Raw genomic sequence first — 15,843 nt, forward strand, 5'->3', positions numbered from 1 at the left:
TTATTCACCTAGCTTTGCTAGTAAGTCTGGTCTAAAGCCAAAAATTGGTTCGTGTCCGTCCGCTGTGATTACTGGCATTCCTTGCGCTCCTAAGTCCTTTACGTGTTGTAACGCTTGCTCATCTGCCATAACATCAACAACATTAAATTCAATTCCTTTGTCTGTTAAATATCTTTTAGTAGCGTCGCACGCCATACAATTCGGTTTTGTGTATATTTTTATCATATTTATTCCCCTCCTGTAAGCTCATTCACGCGGTTATTCGTGTAGTTAAGTAAATCATTCACTTGCGCTTCTACTTGCGCCATTTGCCCGTTTAAATTGCCTAGTTCGTTATTCAGTTGATTGATATGCTCTTGCTTAGCGTTTACTTCCTGTTGTTTTACTTCTAATTCTTCTTGTTTACGACTAATTTCATGGTTTTTATTCGTCAGCTCAACCGAATGATTGTTTTTGATTTGCTCAATGTCACTTTTTAACTGATCAACTTCATTTTGTAACTGCTCTTTGTTGCCTGCTTCGCTGTCCAGTTGCGCTTGTAATTGCTCCGCCTTTTGCTTTTGATTCATTGCAAAATTAAACGTAAAATCGTAATCGCTTCTAATCTGGTTTAGACTATCAAATACGTTTGTTGACGCGTACCCAACTACGCCCCCTAGTGATAATAGTGCCACCGCTGTTAATGCTTTAAATCTCTTTTTCATTTAATATTCCTCCTAAATCTATAAAAAATTGGAGTGAGTGTTTAAACCCACTCCCAAGTAATTTACTCTAAGACTTCCAAGATTTTAAATGTGTCATATCCGCCTCTGTTTTTACCTTTTTCAATAATATAGTTCCAGTTGTCTCCGATAATTTCATCTGCGATGTCTAAGATCAGTTCGTTATAATCTCCAAAGTTTTTAAACTCAACATCATCGCTATCCCATAAATTACGTAACATCTCATTGTTATTATGGATTTGGTATCCAATCGCCTTCTCATTGCCTGGTTGCATCACACCGTTGTAGAATAATTTATATGATTTGTACTCGCCGTCTAAAATCTCAAATTGAATTTTAAGCATTGGGTCTCCACCTGAACCGTCATCTCTTTTCTTACTTTGACCTAGCTCCATTGACGCCACTCCAACCTCATACTTACCATTTGGAATATCTGGGAAGTCGCCATTCTCAGTTGCCTGTGCAATCTTGTCCTCAATACCTTCAAAATCTACTTGTTTGTCAAATTTAGTCCAATCAATACTCATAATTATTCGTCTCCTTCTGTGTATGTGTCTTCCGCTTGAGTTTCCATGATTCCTGCTGCGGTGTTATATTTCATGTTTAACTTAACTAAGTAATACTCGCCGTTTTTGTTTGATTTTAGATCAATAGCATGTCCGATAACTTCTTCGCCAAACTCGTCACGTGCATCTTCGACAATTTGGTTTGCTTCTTCTTCAGTGTTTGCAAACCATTGCTCTTTAGTGTTTAATTGTTTTTTCATAATTTTTCTCCAATCCTTTAATTAATTCTGGTGCGACTTGTTTAAGTTCTTCTAAGTTACTTTGCCAAAGGTCATATCGTTTCTTAGCGTTATCTAAACTCTTTTGAAAATGTTCAGCGTCACTCTTTGCCTGGTCCATATGAAATAGTGAACGGTGATATGCGTCAACGATATCCTTTCCAATTAAAACATTAACTTCTGCTTCTTCTGCGACGTCTTCTTGGTCTTTCAGTATCTTCTCCTGATTCATCAGTATCCTCCTGTCTGTTGTCATCATTAGCATCTTCTTTATCATTTGTATCCGTTGACTGGTCATCAACCACTTCGGCTGATTTTCTACTTCGTCTAGCTCGTCTAGGTTTTGGCTCTTCCACTTCTGGCTCAGTTTCTGGCTCAACCTCTGGCTCAATGCCTGCATCGTTTTCTGGTTTAACTTCTGGTTCAACTTCCACCTCTTTCGGCTCAGCTTTCTTACGTCTAGTTCGTGTTGGTTTTTCTTCAACTGCCTCCTTGACTTCTTCAACAGCTTCAACATCACTAATATTTGATAAGTCAGTTGGCTCTTGCTTCACTGGTTTAGCTAACCCTTTATTAGACTGTGCATACACGTTAATAAATTCGTCATAATCTAAGTCAATTTCATCGACTGACATGTTTGGAATACGTCCACCAGAGAACACATAACTCTTACTTTTAAATACCAGACGTCGGTCATCATCATTTGCTACCACTCGACCAACAATATCGACCATACCCGCTACTTTAAGGGCTACCTTCTCACGCAAGTTCGGTTGGATAGCACTGATTTTATCTCCTGAACGTTTTGTAAAATCTTTAGTTGTATCTTCATGACTGATAAAAATAATGTTTTCAACGTCTAAGTTGATGATACGTTTAACCATTGATAAGAATTTTGTCGTTACAATATCCCAAGCTTTAAAGCTGTTATCTGACTCGTGATCAATATCTAAATCTTCATACACTTTAAATCTTGCTGCCGTATATAAATCTTCTAGTAAGTCGAACACTACCGTCTTAAAATCATGGTCGCCCTTTTCTAAATCTAATAATGTTTCATCCAACACATCCCATGCTAATTTGTAATCTGTTACTCGACCTTGTTTAATAACTTGGTCTGCAATGTTCACGTAAGGTGCATCCACAAACTTAATATTTCCGTCTGTATTTAACATCAATACATCAGGGAAACTGTTTGCGAACCAGGTCTTACCACTGAATGGTGGTCCATATAACCACACAATTCGTTTTGTTACTTTTTGAATATCTCTTCTTACATTTTTAGGCAATGCCATAATTATCTCTCCTTGTTCGTTTTGTATTGTTTCTAAATAGTCAGGGGGGGTTATTGTTGTCCAGCGACCTTCTTTCTTCGCTTCGATGGCGTTACATGCAAAGCAGTCGCCTGTTGGGTTCTTCGCCCATTCTGTTTCATTCTCAATCGCTTTGATACTCCAATCGAACGCTAAACTTTTATGCTCGTCATACTCGATTGGTAAAAATGTTAGTTTTGCGTTACGTGTTACGTCAGCAATTCGTTTTCTGAAGTGATACACACTTTCATTTTTCTTATACTTGATCTTTACTTTTTCTATGAATAAATATCCAAGTCTTGTAATATTGAACCCTAGTTGGGCTAGCTGGTGCTTGTACACATGTAACTGATTTGATTCTCTGTATGCATCAATGCTGTTACTGTATTTAAAATCAACGACCATACACTCGCCTGATGCTTTATCACGGACAATCAAGTCCACATACCCTCTATAGTCCTCAGTACTTATTTCATACTCGTGAATAACGTCTAAGCCATCAAACTGACTTAGCCACTCTTGGACTTTAGGGATAAGTATCTCTAGCTTTACCGTTTCATTAATATGATTATCATTGACTATGGGATAGCTGCTTAAATATTTATCTATCGCATACTCCACACCGTGCTCGATTCCCTCATGCATTGCTGTACCAAGTAGCAACGGATTGTCTCCCGTGTAATTAGTAAGTTCGGTTAGCTTGTCTATATACCGTAATTTAAAGTGATAAGGACATCTGTCATAAAGATCAACTCGACTGTAACTGTATTGTGGTTTTACCTCAGTCACATAGCATCACCTTCTTTTTCTAACTCACGCCTGAAATCATACAACTGATTTTTAATTTCTTTAGCTCGACGTTCTGCGATGTTGATTTTATCGTCCTCAATGTCATCAACTAACTTTTCAAAGTCCCACATGATATCACCTAATTGGTTTAATAACTCAGTCAAAATATAACTCCCTCCATTCCTCGAATGTTACCTGCCAGTATTCGTACTCAGCAGTAAACTTTAATTTTTTATGCTTGCTAGGTCGCATTACATAACCTAAGCCACCGCTGTGGTTAATTAACTGCATGTGATGGGCTTGTAATTCAGTTTCTGTACCAGTATCTGTTTTAAGTTCTATGCCATGAAATGTACCGTCTATACTCACTAGCAGGTCTGGTACACCTGTCTTAGTAAATTGGTTTGCAAAGTGATTGACCACATATCCGCCATTCGCTTCGATAAATTTAATAAGATCTCTTTGGAAGTCACCTTCCTTTTTATAAACATCCCTCATTTGGCTTTAAACCTTACTGATGCTTTAACATTTGAAGTCTTAGTATATTTCTCAGCCACATCTGGTAATTCTTTTCGTAATTTTGCACTGTCAATGCTGTTACGTGTTGATGCTTTTGAGTAACTAATTAAACCTTTGTTGTTCTCATAACGTGCTAACTCGTAATCTTCCAAAATATCGATTACATCTTGTTTTAATAAATTCTGTTCGTCTTGTAGTGATTTGATCTTCACTCCAATATCCTGAAATTCATTTAAAATTAATTCATCTTCAGCAGCAATAACAATTTCATTTCCAAGTCGTTGTTTCAAATCTTTAATTTCTTCTAAGTTCGACATATTCTCTCTCCTCTTTCCATTCTTGTTCGTAACATTTCTCGCATACGCAATATCCAAGTCCATTGTTGTTGTGTATTTGTTTTGATGTATAACTTTTACCGTATTTGAGTACATCACTGCACTGTGCACACATAATCAAACGGTCTAAGTTATTTGAATACATTACTGCTCCGTCTGGTAATTCGTATGGTTCATATATTCGTGTGAATGCGTTCCATTTTTTGGCCATGTGTTAGTCCTCCCTTACCACTTAACAAGAATGGTAAATATTTCTTCGTCTCCACGAAACATCGAATAATCATATCCATCATTACGTAGCTCCATTTCTATCACTCTGCGGACGCTTCTCCCTCCGGTAAAATTTAACCTAACTTCGAACAACCCTTCTTTGGCCGCTTCTTCAATTGCTGAATGCAATTCTAAAATTTGTTCATTTATCCCTGTATTTTCCATCGACAATCTTCTTGCCTCAATTGCGTTCATATTATTTATTCCTCCCATTTAAAATCTTTCTTAAATAATTCATCCGTGTAGTTAACGCCACTTCTCAGAGCGCTGTAAATTTTTTCATCAATACTATCTTTGGTTATCATCTGATAATAAAACACTGGTTGTTCCTGTCCTATTCGGTGTACTCGTTTCAGTGACTGCATCCAGTTCTCAACGCTATCTGGCGGGCTGAAATAGATTATTTTATTTGCTTTCTGTAAGTTGTGCCCTTTACTCCCTGCTTGATATTGAATTAAAGTGACACTGTTTTCTTTAGTTTCATAAGCTTTCTTGTCCACTGTTCCACCACGTATGGCACTGATAGGTTTCTTGTGTTTCTTGCACAGTCTTAACAACTCGTCCAGCTCAACGTTAAAGTTATAAAATATTAGTAGTCTATCTTCCGTTGATTCAAGTAATTCTTCGACACGATCCAATTTGTTTTTGTTTCTCACACCTGCTAACTGTCTTAAATACATTCGGTGCGTGGCGCTCGTATCTCCGATTAACTTCTCGTCACCAATCTTTACAATCCGACTTGATTCAAACTTCTTATATTCTGGTGTGGTCTTACATTCAAGTGGCACGTAATTCTGCTTTGGTAAATCAAACACTTCATCGGTTTTCATAAACACCGAGCCATATTCTCTTAACTTACTTTTCAGACCTTCTACATCTTTATATCCAGTGACTGTAATTCCACCCCAATACTTGTTGGGTTTAAACTCAACATACTTTTTCATAAACTCAGTCTTGGTTATGTTCCAGCCAAGTAACTTTAACTGGCTCCAAAGCTTTTCGTATTTACCACCTGTCGGTGTACCAGATAATAGGATGACGTTGTCTGGTTTCAGTCCTAAGATAAATTTAGTTCGTTTAGATTTTTCGTTTTGAATGATAGAACTTTCATCTAACATCAACGTGAAATCTTTTAACCGTCCTAATTCTGGACGTCTCCATAACTTGTCATAGTTGATGATAATAACTGATTCTGGCGGTATTTTTACACGGTCGTCATACTTAATGACCTGATAGTCATAGTGTTGTTTAAAGTGCTTGTACCAGTCGTTTATTTGCGATTTCTGACATACCACTAAGTTATATGGTGTATTCAGTTCCCATAATTTTTCGCTGCCTACAAAGGTCTTACCTAGACCCATGCCCTAATCTAAGTAATACGCCACTCTATTAAACTCATATGTTTCATTTAGGACATCTTCTTGGTGTTTATAAAGTTTCACATTACTCATTTACTTATCACTCCCTATCTAAACCTCCATGTTCTTTAACCCATTTCTTGATACGTGTGATAGCTTCAGCAATCTCTATCGCTTGCAAGAATTCGTCTTCATGGTTTAGCAATCGATAACTACATTGGTCCACCACTAGTGTTGCACTTCGATTAAATTTTCTGTCGATTAAGTCATCGACTGCAGATAAATCTTCTTCTATAGAAGTAACGATCAATAATAAATCTTGTATTTGCATTTAGTTACACGCCTTTCTTAATCAACTCAGATTCCAATATGTATTTAATACCGAATTGCTGAAGTAAATAGTATGAGTTGTTGCTTGTCAGAAAACTGATAGCATCCTCTCTAGTTTGGAACGGTATTTCCATCACTCTCACACCGTTTACTAGTTTAATTACGTTCGTCATGTTATAATCTCCTTGAATAATTATTTACTCAGCTCACTATTCGTCGTAGTGGGCTATTTTTAATTCCATACGAACAAAAACAATCCATATGCAATGAACGGTGATACACAAGTGAACACTGTCATCGCAACAACAAACTTGCCAAGCTTGCGCGTAGCCATCTCACTGTTTTCTTCATCCTTTGCTAAAGCAAATTTCCGTTCGTGGTACTTAATTAGTTCTTCAATACCTAAGTCTTGTGCTTCTCTCATTTTTCTTCGGTGGAACTCTTTCATATTCATCTAATCACTCCAAATTCCAAGTCTTCTATCGTCACACCATAATATTTAGCTAACTCTTCCAGCCGTTCGTCTGTAATGTTTGCCTTGCTTTTTTCCCACTTAGCAACAATTGCATGTCCAACATCTAAGTAATTCGCTACATCACGTGTAGTTAGCCCAGCTTGTTGTCTCAATGCTTTTAAGTTTTCTCCAATGAAATCTGTCATAAACTCTCCTCTTTCAAAAGATGTAAGCTATACGCTTCGACTAGTCGTGGTAAATCATTCTCAAACTTTAACGATCTTGTACCTGCATCCAGTAACTGCCTATTCTCAAAGTAGTGTGCAAATGCGTAGACGTTATAAATAGTGTCCGTACCCTCTAATTCACGGTAAGGTTTAGTAGGATTGAAGTAATTAGGTCTGCTGTCGCAGAATGCTCTAAAAGATGTTAATAACTTGGTCGGACTTTTATATCCAAAGATTAGTGCGATGTCTTTGGGTAGTGCCCAATACTGGGGTGTGAAAGTTGCTTTGATTATATTCATTCTCTAACCTCCTCATTAAGCCAATCCAAACATCTGGATAAGTTTTAAAATAATCTCATTCGCTTGTGGTGTTTTGCGTTTACCAGTTAAAGCCGTGTGAATATCAGGTTTTCGATAACCCGTCATAACAGCTAATTGAGAATAACTCACATCATTTTCTTTCATGTAATCTAGTATTCTTTGTCGTGCCCCAATAGTTTCTGGCATATTTTCCCCTCCTTAATTTAAAATTATGTAAGATAAATCGTTAGAAATATCGTACTTTCATTTGACAACAAGTATAAAATATCGTACTATATAGACGTAGTTAAATAAGCCTTCTCAAAGACTGATTCATCATTATTTTTCCGTTCCCCAACGATTAAATGATTAATTTTCAGTTGTTTTTAAGGACGTTTTAACTAACAATTTCCCTTACGAATATAATTGTATGATATTTTATACTTTTAAGCAAGTGTTTTGTATAATATTTTATACTTTTATTTTAAGTAAGGTCAGAAAGGTTGATTTATCAATGTTGTTTGACCGTATAAAAGAAGTCGCAGATGAGCGTGGAATATCAATTTCAGAGCTTTCAGTGAAAATGGGATGGTCAGAAAAAGCTATTTATGCATGGAAGACGAGTAGCCCTTCACTGGATAAAGTTAAGAAGATAGCTGATTATTTTGGTATCTCTATTGACCGTTTGGCGGACAGAGATGAATATTGGAGAGACTATGATAAGAATTTAGGCGAAGAAAAATTAGCTTCCATTAGAAATAAAACTGATGAAGCTAGTGAAGCGATGGAGTTATTCGCTGCTCATATTGATGATGATTTAACGCCTGAAGAAATGGAAGATGTGATTCAGTATTTAGAATTTATTAGAAGTAAGCACAAAAATAAGTAGGTGTTGGTATGAATTTACTCGAAAAATTAATGTCAGAATACGACAATGAACTCACGTTTGAGTTTGTGGATATGCCAAAAGGTATTCCGGGTTATATTAAAGGTAGACACGTATCAATTAATGCTAATATGCCTTTCGAGAAGTCACTGGCTATCCTTGCGGAAGAATTAGGGCATTATGAAACGAGCGTTGGTGACATCACAAATTATAAAGATAGCAATAATATGAAACAAGAAATTAAAGCACGTCGTTGGGGTTATCGTAAGTTGATACCTTACTCAGAGTTAAAAAGATTAATTGATGAGCGCGGCAGTTTAGATCGCCATGAAATCGCTGAACACTTTTCGGTACCAGATAAATATGTTGTTGAAGCCATTGAAATGTATCGAGTTACTGGTCATTTATAAATGAATTGGAGAATAAAATGAAGAAAATATTTGTAGGGGAGGTTCTTTATGGATATTAAAAAAGAACGAATAAGAATCAACTGTTCGCATTGCGAAAACAAAATCGTGTTAACTTATCATACGGAACGTTGCCCCAAGTGTGGTCAACCCTTTGACCCTGAACAAGTGAAGTCGTTATTTCATAATTATGAATCACAAGTGATGAATAGTAAGTTTTACCAAGCTGGAGAAAAGATGGGCAAAGCAGGAAATGCTATGGCAGAAGTAGGTAATTCGATGCAAAGTTGTGGTTGTACATTAACATTAATTACAATATTTATAATCATTGTACTTGCACTATTACTATAATCAAAAACACCCCACTCCCTCTAACTTGGCGGTCGGAGGAGTGGATTAGAAGTTTTTAAAGAAAGAGGTAATTATGTCTTATAATATAAATAGCAATAGCAGTTTTGAACAATTAGAAGAATATATAAAATTAAAGAATCCAAACATCTTAAGGGAAACAGGAAAATTTATTCGTGAAGATATAGAGTTTGATTCATTTTCGACATTAAAAAATGATTTATTGGAATATGCTAAAGCTAACTATCTATATGAACTTAAGCTATTAGAACCCGATGAATCAACTTCTGATATTTTCTTTTGGTATAGAAAACCGGTAAAAATATGGTGTATAGGTATTAATGATAGCTATATAGGAGAAAGAAGTATATTAAATTTTGCCACAAAAAATGAAGAAGATGCAATCGAGATGATAGATGCTGTTCAGATTACCACTTCAACAAAATTTTACAAAATGAATATATTACAAAAAATAAGTTTTTTAATAGAAAAAAATATCATTCCAGATATATCTAACAATATAATATATTCCTCTCTAAATCGAATTCCTTATATGGGTTCCTGGGCTGAAGTATGGGTAGAAAAAGAAGCGAATAATATTGATAGTTTAATCAAAAGCCCTGCAGAAATAATTGATTTCAATAAATCAATTATTAGAGCAAAACGATATAACTTTGAAGAAATGTTAGCTGTAATTAATAATGACCAATTCACTATCGAATTTGATGAATGTCTATTTGCGTATAATAATCAAAAATGGTTTGTATGTGCTGCAGGTTTAGGTGGGATTCTAGAACATCTTATCTATTTAACTCTGGAGAAAAATAATTTAATTGATAGTAATTTTCCAGATGATGCAACCGCTAAAATTTACATTGAACATTTAAGTCGTAAACCAATAAAAATGAAAAAGAGAGAAAAAACGCATTTGAGAAGTCTTTTCCTAATAAGGAATTCGGTGTCACATTTTAATCAAGGGTTTACTTCTAAAGATCAATGCCAAACGCTAATGAATGGCATCAGAGACTTCTTTAATAACTACTACATTAAAGATTTTAATTTAGATGATAATTGATGTATTTGGTACGTTTTTTTTGCCCCATATGATTCATAAGTAATTGTTCCATCTTTGTATTCAAATGGTATGCCTGATTCATCATATTCGACATTATTAAGTTGTGGGTGTTGGTAGTAGAACTCTTCAACAAGTTCATTGAATATTTCTAAATCGGATTGTGTAATTTCCAATTTAATCACCTCTCAATATTTTAGAATCTAATTTTTATTTTAAATCTTACTTTGAAAAATACCCCACACTCTCCCCGACCAAAGTTTGAGTGTGAGATATGAGACACAAATAACCTATAGTAGGCGTATTTGCTATACCCTATTATAGCATAATTAATAGGAGGAATTCAGCATGTGGATAGAAGAAGTAAATGGAAAATTTAAGTACGTGGAAAGATATACAGACCCTGTGACAGGCAAAGACAAAAAGGTATCAATCACTTTAAATGATAAGAAGAAAAAGACACAACAAGAAGCGATGTTATTTTTAAACGAGAAGATAAATAAAAGAGTAGAGCCGAATGTAAACTCTCAAGCAATTAGTTTTAGAGAAGTAGCTGATGATTGGTTAAAATATTTTGAGCCAACTGTAAAGAAATCTACTTATGTCAGAACAATATCAAATGTAAAAGCATTGAATGAACGCGTTGGAGATATACTATTTGATAAACTAACTGCTTCGCATTTTAACTCTTTTTTTCTTGAGAACTTACAGTCCAAGCGATATAAATATAATTCGATGCGCCAAACCAGATCAGTTGTAAGACGAATTATACATTACGCTTTGAAATATAAAGGCATAGATATGACGTCAATCATTCCACTTCTGGAAGTACCTAAAATCAATGTCACCATTAAAGATGATTTAAAATATTTAGAAAAAGAAGAGCTGCAAAAAGTTTTAAATTATCTTGAAGTAAATGAGTTATATCAACATAAACGCATGGTCATTTTGCAAGTCAGTACTGGTATGCGTTTTGGAGAACTGACTGTCTTAGATTATGAAACAGACATCAACTTTGAAAATAAATCAATTACCGTTAACAAGACATATGATTCCGACAACCGAATAGTCACAACTACCAAGACAGGCAAAGATCGAACGATTTATTTTAATGAAACGATTGAGAAGGTATTGAAAGAACAAATACATACAACAAAATTGCAGACCGTTGCGAATGGTCATGACAGAAGTAATAAATTACTATTTAAGACGGTTCATGGCACTCCGTTTCGAACGCAAAGTTTGAACTTGGTATTATCTCGCATTGAAATACCGAACAAAAAAGTGACCACGCATATATTTAGACATACATTCATTACTATGGCTGTCCAAAATAATATAAGCAAAGATTTAATCGCCCAGCAAGTTGGCCACTCAGACACAAATATGATTGATAAAGTCTATGCCCACTTTACAAAAGAAATGGAAGAACAACAAAAAGAGGCAATGCTAGATTTTAAAATCATCTAACTTTGCCCCTTTGATGCCCCTTAAGGTATTATTCACTTACAAACAACCCTTAGGAACCGCTATATAATAAAGTTCTTAACCTTGAACTGCAGGGTATACAGAAACTTGTTTCTTGCTGTGTCCCTTGCGCTCAAATTTAACAACACCGTCAACTAGTGCGAATAATGTATCATCCCCACCACGACCTACGTTGTTACCTGGGTGGATTTTAGTTCCACGTTGGCGGAAAATGATTGATCCACCTGTAACAGTTTGTCCGTCAGATGCTTTCGCACCTAAACGTTTAGCGATTGAGTCACGACCGTTTTGTGTCGAACCTCCACCTTTTTTCGTAGCGAACATTTGTAAATTAAGTTTTAACATTCCAATGCACCTCCTATGATATAAATTCTTTTTCGTAGATATTTATAAATTCAGGATAACTCTCTGCCAGCACTTCAAATGCAAAATGCAAATGTTGAAGTAATAACTGCGCATCATGAGTCACTGATTTACTTAAATTTGAAGGTAGCGTTACTTTTAAGTAACCTCCCTCAATTTCGTTTACTTCCGTTTCAACTTCAATGTTCAGTAATTGAACTAATGAATTCTCAACTGAAATAACTTGACTCGATACTGCCGCACAAACAATATCATAACCTGGATCTGCATAACCTGCGTGACCCGTCATTAAGACTTGTTTAATGTGCTTATGAGTATCGCGATAAAATGATATGTTAATCATTATTATGCGTTAATTGAGTTAATTGTAACTTTTGTATACGGTTGACGGTGACCCTGTTTAGTATGAGAGTCTTTACGACGTCTGTATTTGAAGATTGTTACTTTTTTACCGCGTCCTTGTTTTTCAACAGTCGCTTCAACAGTAGCACCTTCTACAAATGGAGCACCAATTTTAGTGTCTTCTCCACCTACTAATACAACTTCATCAAAAGTGACTGTGTCACCTTCGTTAACGTCTAACTTCTCAATGAAGATTGTTTGTCCTTCTTCAACTTTTACTTGTTTTCCGCCAGTTTTAATAATTGCGTACATTCAAGCACCTCCTATATTTTTATTGTCAGAGTAATCACTTACTCCTACACCGAGACTCGCCATTTTAAGTGGATGTTTCCATCACTTATATACTTAAGATGTGCGGTTGCAGATGGGTGCACAAATACAACAGTAGTATCATAGCAAAATAATAGATGAGCGTCAACTATTTTTATTAATTATTCATAAAATTTCATTGCTTTTTGATACATGGGTAAAAACTCATCAACTGTCTTTGCTAGCCAAACTTTATAGTCTTCTTCAGATTGTAATTGGTGGTTTATCTTAGGTTCAATTCTCCCAATCATAAATTCTGCACTTTTAACTTTTTCAAGACGCTCAAATAACTTTTCTAAATCGGCTTCAAGAATAGATTCATAAGCCAGTTTTGTGTGATCGGGTATGATTGTTATATCCTCAGGTAAAGATTGAAACGCTTCAATATCGGATTGAAAGAGTTTTGCGATATCTTTTTGATATAAGATATTATCAATAAAAGACAACATAATAAAAAGATACTCTCCATTAATACCAATTTGAAAATGAGGATATTTCTTATAACCACGGTTGTCTCCGCCAATGGCACACCAAGTTGATTCTAGCTCGTGAACTGAGCGTTGGATATGCTTGGCAACATGGACTGGCAATGGCTCAGCTAAATTCAACTTTGTTTGAATATGCTCTGAAACAAACCGACCATAATATCTAAATAATGGTTGAATTTTTGAGCGAATCATAGGCATTTGTGTATCTAAACCTTTAACATTGAAGAGATTGAATTCCTCTTCAGTAAAAATATATTCCATCATATTCCCCTATTTCATTACATCTTTAATTACACGCATGGCATTTTGGAAACCAAATTTTTCAATAGTTCCGTAATCCCAGCCTGAATGCCATAAGGCATCAAATAACAGATTCATCTTATCTGGGCCATCAATGTCTAACTCACCGCTCATGCCGTCAAAGTCTGTTCCTAAAGCGAGGACTTCTGCACCACCAATGTTACGAATGTGGTCCAAGTGTTCAATCATAACTTTAATGGTCGATTGATTTTGCGTTATATCTTTATTTAAGAATTTGCCAAAGAAATTCAGACCAATGACTCCACCAGACTCAGCGATTTTCTTGATCATATCGTCTGATAGGTTTCTTGGATGCGGTGAAAGAGCTCTTGCATTTGAGTGGCTCGCAATGATTGGTTTCGTTGAAGTTTCAATCACATCATAGAACCCACCATCAGATAGATGCGAGACATCAATTACCATGCCTAGGCTATTCATTAATTCGATGGCTTCAAAGCCGAATTTCTTTAAGCCTTTTCGCATGTCGTTCTTGTCGAAACTATTCGGGTATCCAATAGAATTTTCTTTATTCCAAGTAAGTGTGACTAATCTAAAGCTCATCTCGTATAGATCTTCTAAGCGAGTGAGATCTTCCCCAATCGGTCTACCGTCTTCTAAAGTTAAGAATATCGAGATATTATTGGCCATTTGATTGCTTTCAAGTGTCTCATAATTCGTTGCGAGTTGGATACTGTTACTATACTTATCAATACTTTCTTGTAAATGATTGTATAGTTGATCGATGTATTCTTTATCGCTAATTATTGGTCTATTTTTCTTTTTAAAGATGGCTTCATTTAACATAAAGACTGCCAAAAATTGTGCCATCGCTCCACCTTGACTTAATCGTTGAATATCGAGGTGAGTTTGAGAATTGTGCATTAAGGAATCGACACCCGTAAACGACGTATGCATGAGTGTGTCTGCATGTAAATCGATGAACTTCATACATAAACCCTACTTTCTATAATTGAACTAAACGAACCATTGCATCAGTTAAAGCTCCAAGAACAGTCGGCATAGCGGATAAATTAAAGTATTCATCTGCCTGATGTGCGCGGTTTTCCATACCATCATTTAAGTATGTGATTCCGAATGCGACACCAACTCCCTGGAATAATTTGGCATAAGTAATGCCCCCACTATAAAATGCAGGCTGATTCTCTGCAATCCAATCATCATAAACACCCATAAGTTGATTTACATAGGGATTATCCATTGAAATTTCAGTAGGTGGGAAGTGAAAATGATTCCCAATAGTAAAGTTTGGAAACTTACTTTCTAAAGTTGCTTGTAATTGGTCTTTAGTAACCGGGTTAGGGAAACGAATATCTACCACAAGTCTGAGTTCACCATCTGTTAAATGGCATTGTGACGGATTCACAGTCGGTGAACCCATAGGTTCATAGTGTGATTTTAAGTCTAAACCAGCACCGTTATAGTCATTAAATGCTGCATTAAATGGCACTGCCCATTCTTCATCTAATTTCTCCGCCAGCAATTTGAATAAGTGTGCGAGTGCATTTTCTCCTAATTCGGGCTTTGAACTGTGTGCAGATTTCCCATAAATAGTTAAACTATTGCCAACTAACCCATGTTTGAAAGTTAATTCCTCTAGTGCTTCAGTGACTTTATCAATCGCTTCTTCTTTAAGAATGACATCTACACGATCATTAATCGCATTTTCAGAATTAAATGTTTCGACTGTGTCAACTATCGTTGATTGAATTTGCCCGTCTAATGAAAAGGCTGCATCCCCTTTTTCACCAAGTGTTATTTGGAATGATGAATCTGGTGTAAACATAAAGTTCGGTAAGCCATTTTGTTCAACATAGTATACAATGTCTTCGAATGAGCTCTCTTCATCCGTACCTACTACGAGACGTAAATTATGGGTTAAAGTTAAATCCATTTCTTTAATCAATAGTAAAGATACATATGACAACCAAACGGCAACTTTCATATCTTGAGCACCACGTGCATAGAGGTTATCTCCTACTATTTCTGCTCCGAAAGGATCGTAATTCCAACCGTCTCCAACTGAAACAACATCCATGTGTCCAACAACGTCAATACGTTTGTCGGTCTTTTCAGATGCAGGTAGTTCGATAACTAAATATTGGCCTTTATCGTTAAAAGTGTTAAAGCCATCTTGATCAGCTCTTTCCTTCATCCAAGCAAGTCCGTTCGCGATACCTTCACCGTAAGGTGCTTCTTCAGACACAGTCTCTTCTTCGTATATTGTGGGAATCTGTAATAAGTCAACCATTCCTTCAACGATCATGTCATTGTGTTGTTCTGTCCATTGTTTAATTCGTTCCGCTAAATTCATTCAACCAAATCCTCCCGTAAAAACTTATCTTTAACTATAGATATGATA

Annotated in this window: 30 protein-coding genes and 1 other annotated feature; of the genes, 5 read left to right on the forward strand and 25 right to left on the reverse strand. The window is 35.8% G+C overall.

Going from position 1 to position 15,843, the window contains the following annotated elements:
* The 18 genes from nrdH to FEZ33_RS01380 all read right to left on the reverse strand — a co-directional run bounded on the left by nrdH (window position 1) and on the right by FEZ33_RS01380 (window position 7,607).
* The gene (nrdH, locus tag FEZ33_RS01305) at window positions 1-225 is read right to left on the reverse strand and encodes a glutaredoxin-like protein NrdH (RefSeq protein ID WP_138403579.1); all 225 of its coding nucleotides are present in this window, start codon (window positions 223-225) and stop codon (window positions 1-3) included.
* 2 nt (window positions 226-227) lie between these two features.
* Entirely contained in the window at window positions 228-704 is a 477-nt protein-coding gene (locus tag FEZ33_RS01310) for a hypothetical protein (RefSeq protein WP_138403580.1), read from the reverse strand.
* A gap of 62 nt (window positions 705-766) precedes the next feature.
* Window positions 767-1,249 (reverse strand): DUF669 domain-containing protein, encoded by a 483-nt coding sequence (locus FEZ33_RS01315; protein WP_171031235.1) that lies wholly within the window; start codon window positions 1,247-1,249, stop codon window positions 767-769.
* Between the two features lie 2 nt (window positions 1,250-1,251).
* Window positions 1,252-1,488, reverse strand: coding sequence for a hypothetical protein (locus FEZ33_RS01320; protein ID WP_138403582.1), 237 nt, complete (start codon window positions 1,486-1,488; stop codon window positions 1,252-1,254).
* On the reverse strand, window positions 1,466-1,738 hold the full coding sequence (locus tag FEZ33_RS01325) for a hypothetical protein (RefSeq protein ID WP_138403583.1): 273 nt from the start codon (window positions 1,736-1,738) through the stop codon (window positions 1,466-1,468). Before FEZ33_RS01325 ends, FEZ33_RS01320 begins: the two co-directional genes overlap by 23 nt.
* Window positions 1,680-3,608 carry an AAA family ATPase gene (locus tag FEZ33_RS01330; protein WP_138403584.1) on the reverse strand — a complete coding sequence of 643 codons (1,929 nt, stop codon included), beginning with the start codon at window positions 3,606-3,608 and terminating at the stop codon, window positions 1,680-1,682. Before FEZ33_RS01330 ends, FEZ33_RS01325 begins: the two co-directional genes overlap by 59 nt.
* Window positions 3,605-3,772: a hypothetical protein gene (locus tag FEZ33_RS12380; RefSeq protein WP_171031236.1), complete on the reverse strand. Its 168-nt coding sequence runs from the start codon at window positions 3,770-3,772 to the stop codon at window positions 3,605-3,607. The genes FEZ33_RS01330 and FEZ33_RS12380 overlap by 4 nt, the downstream gene beginning before the upstream one ends.
* Window positions 3,765-4,106: a VRR-NUC domain-containing protein gene (locus FEZ33_RS01335; RefSeq protein ID WP_138403585.1), complete on the reverse strand. Its 342-nt coding sequence runs from the start codon at window positions 4,104-4,106 to the stop codon at window positions 3,765-3,767. Before FEZ33_RS01335 ends, FEZ33_RS12380 begins: the two co-directional genes overlap by 8 nt.
* A complete protein-coding gene (locus FEZ33_RS01340; protein WP_138403586.1) occupies window positions 4,103-4,444 on the reverse strand; it encodes a hypothetical protein in 342 nt (113 codons plus the stop codon). Before FEZ33_RS01340 ends, FEZ33_RS01335 begins: the two co-directional genes overlap by 4 nt.
* Window positions 4,422-4,673: a hypothetical protein gene (locus FEZ33_RS01345; RefSeq protein ID WP_138403587.1), complete on the reverse strand. Its 252-nt coding sequence runs from the start codon at window positions 4,671-4,673 to the stop codon at window positions 4,422-4,424. The genes FEZ33_RS01340 and FEZ33_RS01345 overlap by 23 nt, the downstream gene beginning before the upstream one ends.
* 14 nt (window positions 4,674-4,687) lie before the next feature.
* Window positions 4,688-4,927 (reverse strand): hypothetical protein, encoded by a 240-nt coding sequence (locus FEZ33_RS01350; RefSeq protein WP_138403588.1) that lies wholly within the window; start codon window positions 4,925-4,927, stop codon window positions 4,688-4,690.
* A 5-nt stretch (window positions 4,928-4,932) separates the two neighbouring features.
* The gene (locus FEZ33_RS01355) at window positions 4,933-6,093 is read right to left on the reverse strand and encodes an SNF2-related protein (protein WP_235888742.1); all 1,161 of its coding nucleotides are present in this window, start codon (window positions 6,091-6,093) and stop codon (window positions 4,933-4,935) included.
* A gap of 97 nt (window positions 6,094-6,190) precedes the next feature.
* On the reverse strand, window positions 6,191-6,421 hold the full coding sequence (locus FEZ33_RS01360; protein ID WP_138403589.1) for a hypothetical protein: 231 nt from the start codon (window positions 6,419-6,421) through the stop codon (window positions 6,191-6,193).
* Between the two features lie 4 nt (window positions 6,422-6,425).
* Window positions 6,426-6,593 carry a hypothetical protein gene (locus tag FEZ33_RS12385; RefSeq protein WP_171031237.1) on the reverse strand — a complete coding sequence of 56 codons (168 nt, stop codon included), beginning with the start codon at window positions 6,591-6,593 and terminating at the stop codon, window positions 6,426-6,428.
* Window positions 6,594-6,652: 59 nt separating this feature from the next.
* Window positions 6,653-6,874 carry a hypothetical protein gene (locus FEZ33_RS01365; RefSeq protein ID WP_138403590.1) on the reverse strand — a complete coding sequence of 74 codons (222 nt, stop codon included), beginning with the start codon at window positions 6,872-6,874 and terminating at the stop codon, window positions 6,653-6,655.
* Window positions 6,871-7,080, reverse strand: a complete 210-nt coding sequence (locus FEZ33_RS01370) for a helix-turn-helix domain-containing protein (protein WP_138403591.1) — start codon at window positions 7,078-7,080, stop codon at window positions 6,871-6,873. The genes FEZ33_RS01365 and FEZ33_RS01370 overlap by 4 nt, the downstream gene beginning before the upstream one ends.
* Window positions 7,077-7,400, reverse strand: a complete 324-nt coding sequence (locus FEZ33_RS01375; RefSeq protein WP_138403592.1) for a hypothetical protein — start codon at window positions 7,398-7,400, stop codon at window positions 7,077-7,079. Before FEZ33_RS01375 ends, FEZ33_RS01370 begins: the two co-directional genes overlap by 4 nt.
* Before the next feature lie 15 nt (window positions 7,401-7,415).
* Window positions 7,416-7,607 (reverse strand): XRE family transcriptional regulator, encoded by a 192-nt coding sequence (locus tag FEZ33_RS01380; RefSeq protein WP_138403593.1) that lies wholly within the window; start codon window positions 7,605-7,607, stop codon window positions 7,416-7,418.
* 223 nt (window positions 7,608-7,830) lie between these two features.
* Here FEZ33_RS01380 and FEZ33_RS01385 point away from each other — a divergent pair, with 223 nt between their 5' ends.
* From FEZ33_RS01385 to FEZ33_RS01400, 4 genes are all read left to right on the forward strand, one after another.
* Window positions 7,831-8,289: a helix-turn-helix domain-containing protein gene (locus FEZ33_RS01385; protein WP_138403594.1), complete on the forward strand. Its 459-nt coding sequence runs from the start codon at window positions 7,831-7,833 to the stop codon at window positions 8,287-8,289.
* Between the two features lie 8 nt (window positions 8,290-8,297).
* Window positions 8,298-8,696 (forward strand): ImmA/IrrE family metallo-endopeptidase, encoded by a 399-nt coding sequence (locus FEZ33_RS01390; RefSeq protein ID WP_138403595.1) that lies wholly within the window; start codon window positions 8,298-8,300, stop codon window positions 8,694-8,696.
* Between the two features lie 48 nt (window positions 8,697-8,744).
* Window positions 8,745-9,044, forward strand: coding sequence for a hypothetical protein (locus FEZ33_RS01395; RefSeq protein ID WP_138403596.1), 300 nt, complete (start codon window positions 8,745-8,747; stop codon window positions 9,042-9,044).
* A gap of 73 nt (window positions 9,045-9,117) precedes the next feature.
* Complete coding sequence (locus FEZ33_RS01400) at window positions 9,118-10,116, forward strand: hypothetical protein (RefSeq protein ID WP_138403597.1); 999 nt, start codon at window positions 9,118-9,120, stop codon at window positions 10,114-10,116.
* Here the strand turns inward: FEZ33_RS01400 and FEZ33_RS01405 are convergent.
* A complete protein-coding gene (locus FEZ33_RS01405) occupies window positions 10,083-10,289 on the reverse strand; it encodes a hypothetical protein (protein WP_438942997.1) in 207 nt (68 codons plus the stop codon). The genes FEZ33_RS01400 and FEZ33_RS01405 overlap by 34 nt on opposite strands.
* Before the next feature lie 172 nt (window positions 10,290-10,461).
* Between FEZ33_RS01405 and FEZ33_RS01410 the strand changes: the two genes are divergently transcribed.
* On the forward strand, window positions 10,462-11,583 hold the full coding sequence (locus FEZ33_RS01410; protein ID WP_138403599.1) for a tyrosine-type recombinase/integrase: 1,122 nt from the start codon (window positions 10,462-10,464) through the stop codon (window positions 11,581-11,583).
* A gap of 75 nt (window positions 11,584-11,658) precedes the next feature.
* On the opposite strand, the gene rpmA is transcribed toward FEZ33_RS01410, so the two are convergent.
* The 6 genes from rpmA to FEZ33_RS01440 form a co-directional block, all read right to left on the reverse strand.
* On the reverse strand, window positions 11,659-11,946 hold the full coding sequence (rpmA, locus tag FEZ33_RS01415; protein WP_138403600.1) for a 50S ribosomal protein L27: 288 nt from the start codon (window positions 11,944-11,946) through the stop codon (window positions 11,659-11,661).
* Between the two features lie 13 nt (window positions 11,947-11,959).
* Window positions 11,960-12,307, reverse strand: a complete 348-nt coding sequence (locus tag FEZ33_RS01420) for a ribosomal-processing cysteine protease Prp (protein WP_138403601.1) — start codon at window positions 12,305-12,307, stop codon at window positions 11,960-11,962.
* 2 nt (window positions 12,308-12,309) lie between these two features.
* Window positions 12,310-12,618 carry a 50S ribosomal protein L21 gene (rplU, locus tag FEZ33_RS01425; RefSeq protein WP_138403602.1) on the reverse strand — a complete coding sequence of 103 codons (309 nt, stop codon included), beginning with the start codon at window positions 12,616-12,618 and terminating at the stop codon, window positions 12,310-12,312.
* 42 nt (window positions 12,619-12,660) lie between these two features.
* Window positions 12,661-12,736, reverse strand: a sequence feature (ribosomal protein L21 leader region).
* A gap of 61 nt (window positions 12,737-12,797) precedes the next feature.
* Window positions 12,798-13,424: a DUF1054 family protein gene (locus tag FEZ33_RS01430; protein ID WP_171031238.1), complete on the reverse strand. Its 627-nt coding sequence runs from the start codon at window positions 13,422-13,424 to the stop codon at window positions 12,798-12,800.
* 9 nt (window positions 13,425-13,433) lie between these two features.
* Window positions 13,434-14,411, reverse strand: a complete 978-nt coding sequence (locus tag FEZ33_RS01435; protein ID WP_138403604.1) for a dipeptidase — start codon at window positions 14,409-14,411, stop codon at window positions 13,434-13,436.
* A gap of 16 nt (window positions 14,412-14,427) precedes the next feature.
* Window positions 14,428-15,795 (reverse strand): Sapep family Mn(2+)-dependent dipeptidase, encoded by a 1,368-nt coding sequence (locus tag FEZ33_RS01440; protein WP_138403605.1) that lies wholly within the window; start codon window positions 15,793-15,795, stop codon window positions 14,428-14,430.
* Between the last annotated feature and the right edge of the window lie 48 nt (window positions 15,796-15,843).

It is taken from the genome of Ruoffia tabacinasalis (assembly GCF_005864045.1).
Classification (GTDB): domain Bacteria; phylum Bacillota; class Bacilli; order Lactobacillales; family Aerococcaceae; genus Ruoffia; species Ruoffia tabacinasalis.

Coding starts and splice junctions, on each gene's coding strand:
- FEZ33_RS01350 (WP_138403588.1), bottom strand. CDS start 4,927: ATGAACGCAATTGAGGCAAGAAGATTGTCGATGGAAAATACAGGGATA.
- FEZ33_RS01355 (WP_235888742.1), bottom strand. CDS start 6,093: ATGGGTCTAGGTAAGACCTTTGTAGGCAGCGAAAAATTATGGGAACTG.
- FEZ33_RS01365 (WP_138403590.1), bottom strand. CDS start 6,874: ATGAATATGAAAGAGTTCCACCGAAGAAAAATGAGAGAAGCACAAGAC.
- rplU (WP_138403602.1), bottom strand. CDS start 12,618: ATGTACGCAATTATTAAAACTGGCGGAAAACAAGTAAAAGTTGAAGAA.
- FEZ33_RS01325 (WP_138403583.1), bottom strand. CDS start 1,738: ATGAATCAGGAGAAGATACTGAAAGACCAAGAAGACGTCGCAGAAGAA.
- FEZ33_RS01320 (WP_138403582.1), bottom strand. CDS start 1,488: ATGAAAAAACAATTAAACACTAAAGAGCAATGGTTTGCAAACACTGAA.
- FEZ33_RS01380 (WP_138403593.1), bottom strand. CDS start 7,607: ATGCCAGAAACTATTGGGGCACGACAAAGAATACTAGATTACATGAAA.
- nrdH (WP_138403579.1), bottom strand. CDS start 225: ATGATAAAAATATACACAAAACCGAATTGTATGGCGTGCGACGCTACT.
- FEZ33_RS01440 (WP_138403605.1), bottom strand. CDS start 15,795: ATGAATTTAGCGGAACGAATTAAACAATGGACAGAACAACACAATGAC.
- FEZ33_RS01400 (WP_138403597.1), top strand. CDS start 9,118: ATGTCTTATAATATAAATAGCAATAGCAGTTTTGAACAATTAGAAGAA.
- FEZ33_RS01310 (WP_138403580.1), bottom strand. CDS start 704: ATGAAAAAGAGATTTAAAGCATTAACAGCGGTGGCACTATTATCACTA.
- FEZ33_RS01435 (WP_138403604.1), bottom strand. CDS start 14,411: ATGAAGTTCATCGATTTACATGCAGACACACTCATGCATACGTCGTTT.
- FEZ33_RS01340 (WP_138403586.1), bottom strand. CDS start 4,444: ATGTCGAACTTAGAAGAAATTAAAGATTTGAAACAACGACTTGGAAAT.
- FEZ33_RS01360 (WP_138403589.1), bottom strand. CDS start 6,421: ATGCAAATACAAGATTTATTATTGATCGTTACTTCTATAGAAGAAGAT.
- FEZ33_RS01370 (WP_138403591.1), bottom strand. CDS start 7,080: ATGACAGATTTCATTGGAGAAAACTTAAAAGCATTGAGACAACAAGCT.
- FEZ33_RS01345 (WP_138403587.1), bottom strand. CDS start 4,673: ATGGCCAAAAAATGGAACGCATTCACACGAATATATGAACCATACGAA.
- FEZ33_RS01315 (WP_171031235.1), bottom strand. CDS start 1,249: ATGAGTATTGATTGGACTAAATTTGACAAACAAGTAGATTTTGAAGGT.
- FEZ33_RS01375 (WP_138403592.1), bottom strand. CDS start 7,400: ATGAATATAATCAAAGCAACTTTCACACCCCAGTATTGGGCACTACCC.
- FEZ33_RS01390 (WP_138403595.1), top strand. CDS start 8,298: ATGAATTTACTCGAAAAATTAATGTCAGAATACGACAATGAACTCACG.
- FEZ33_RS01420 (WP_138403601.1), bottom strand. CDS start 12,307: ATGATTAACATATCATTTTATCGCGATACTCATAAGCACATTAAACAA.
- FEZ33_RS01385 (WP_138403594.1), top strand. CDS start 7,831: ATGATATTTTATACTTTTAAGCAAGTGTTTTGTATAATATTTTATACT.
- FEZ33_RS01430 (WP_171031238.1), bottom strand. CDS start 13,424: ATGGAATATATTTTTACTGAAGAGGAATTCAATCTCTTCAATGTTAAA.
- FEZ33_RS01395 (WP_138403596.1), top strand. CDS start 8,745: ATGGATATTAAAAAAGAACGAATAAGAATCAACTGTTCGCATTGCGAA.
- FEZ33_RS01335 (WP_138403585.1), bottom strand. CDS start 4,106: ATGAGGGATGTTTATAAAAAGGAAGGTGACTTCCAAAGAGATCTTATT.
- FEZ33_RS12385 (WP_171031237.1), bottom strand. CDS start 6,593: ATGACGAACGTAATTAAACTAGTAAACGGTGTGAGAGTGATGGAAATA.
- FEZ33_RS01410 (WP_138403599.1), top strand. CDS start 10,462: ATGTGGATAGAAGAAGTAAATGGAAAATTTAAGTACGTGGAAAGATAT.
- rpmA (WP_138403600.1), bottom strand. CDS start 11,946: ATGTTAAAACTTAATTTACAAATGTTCGCTACGAAAAAAGGTGGAGGT.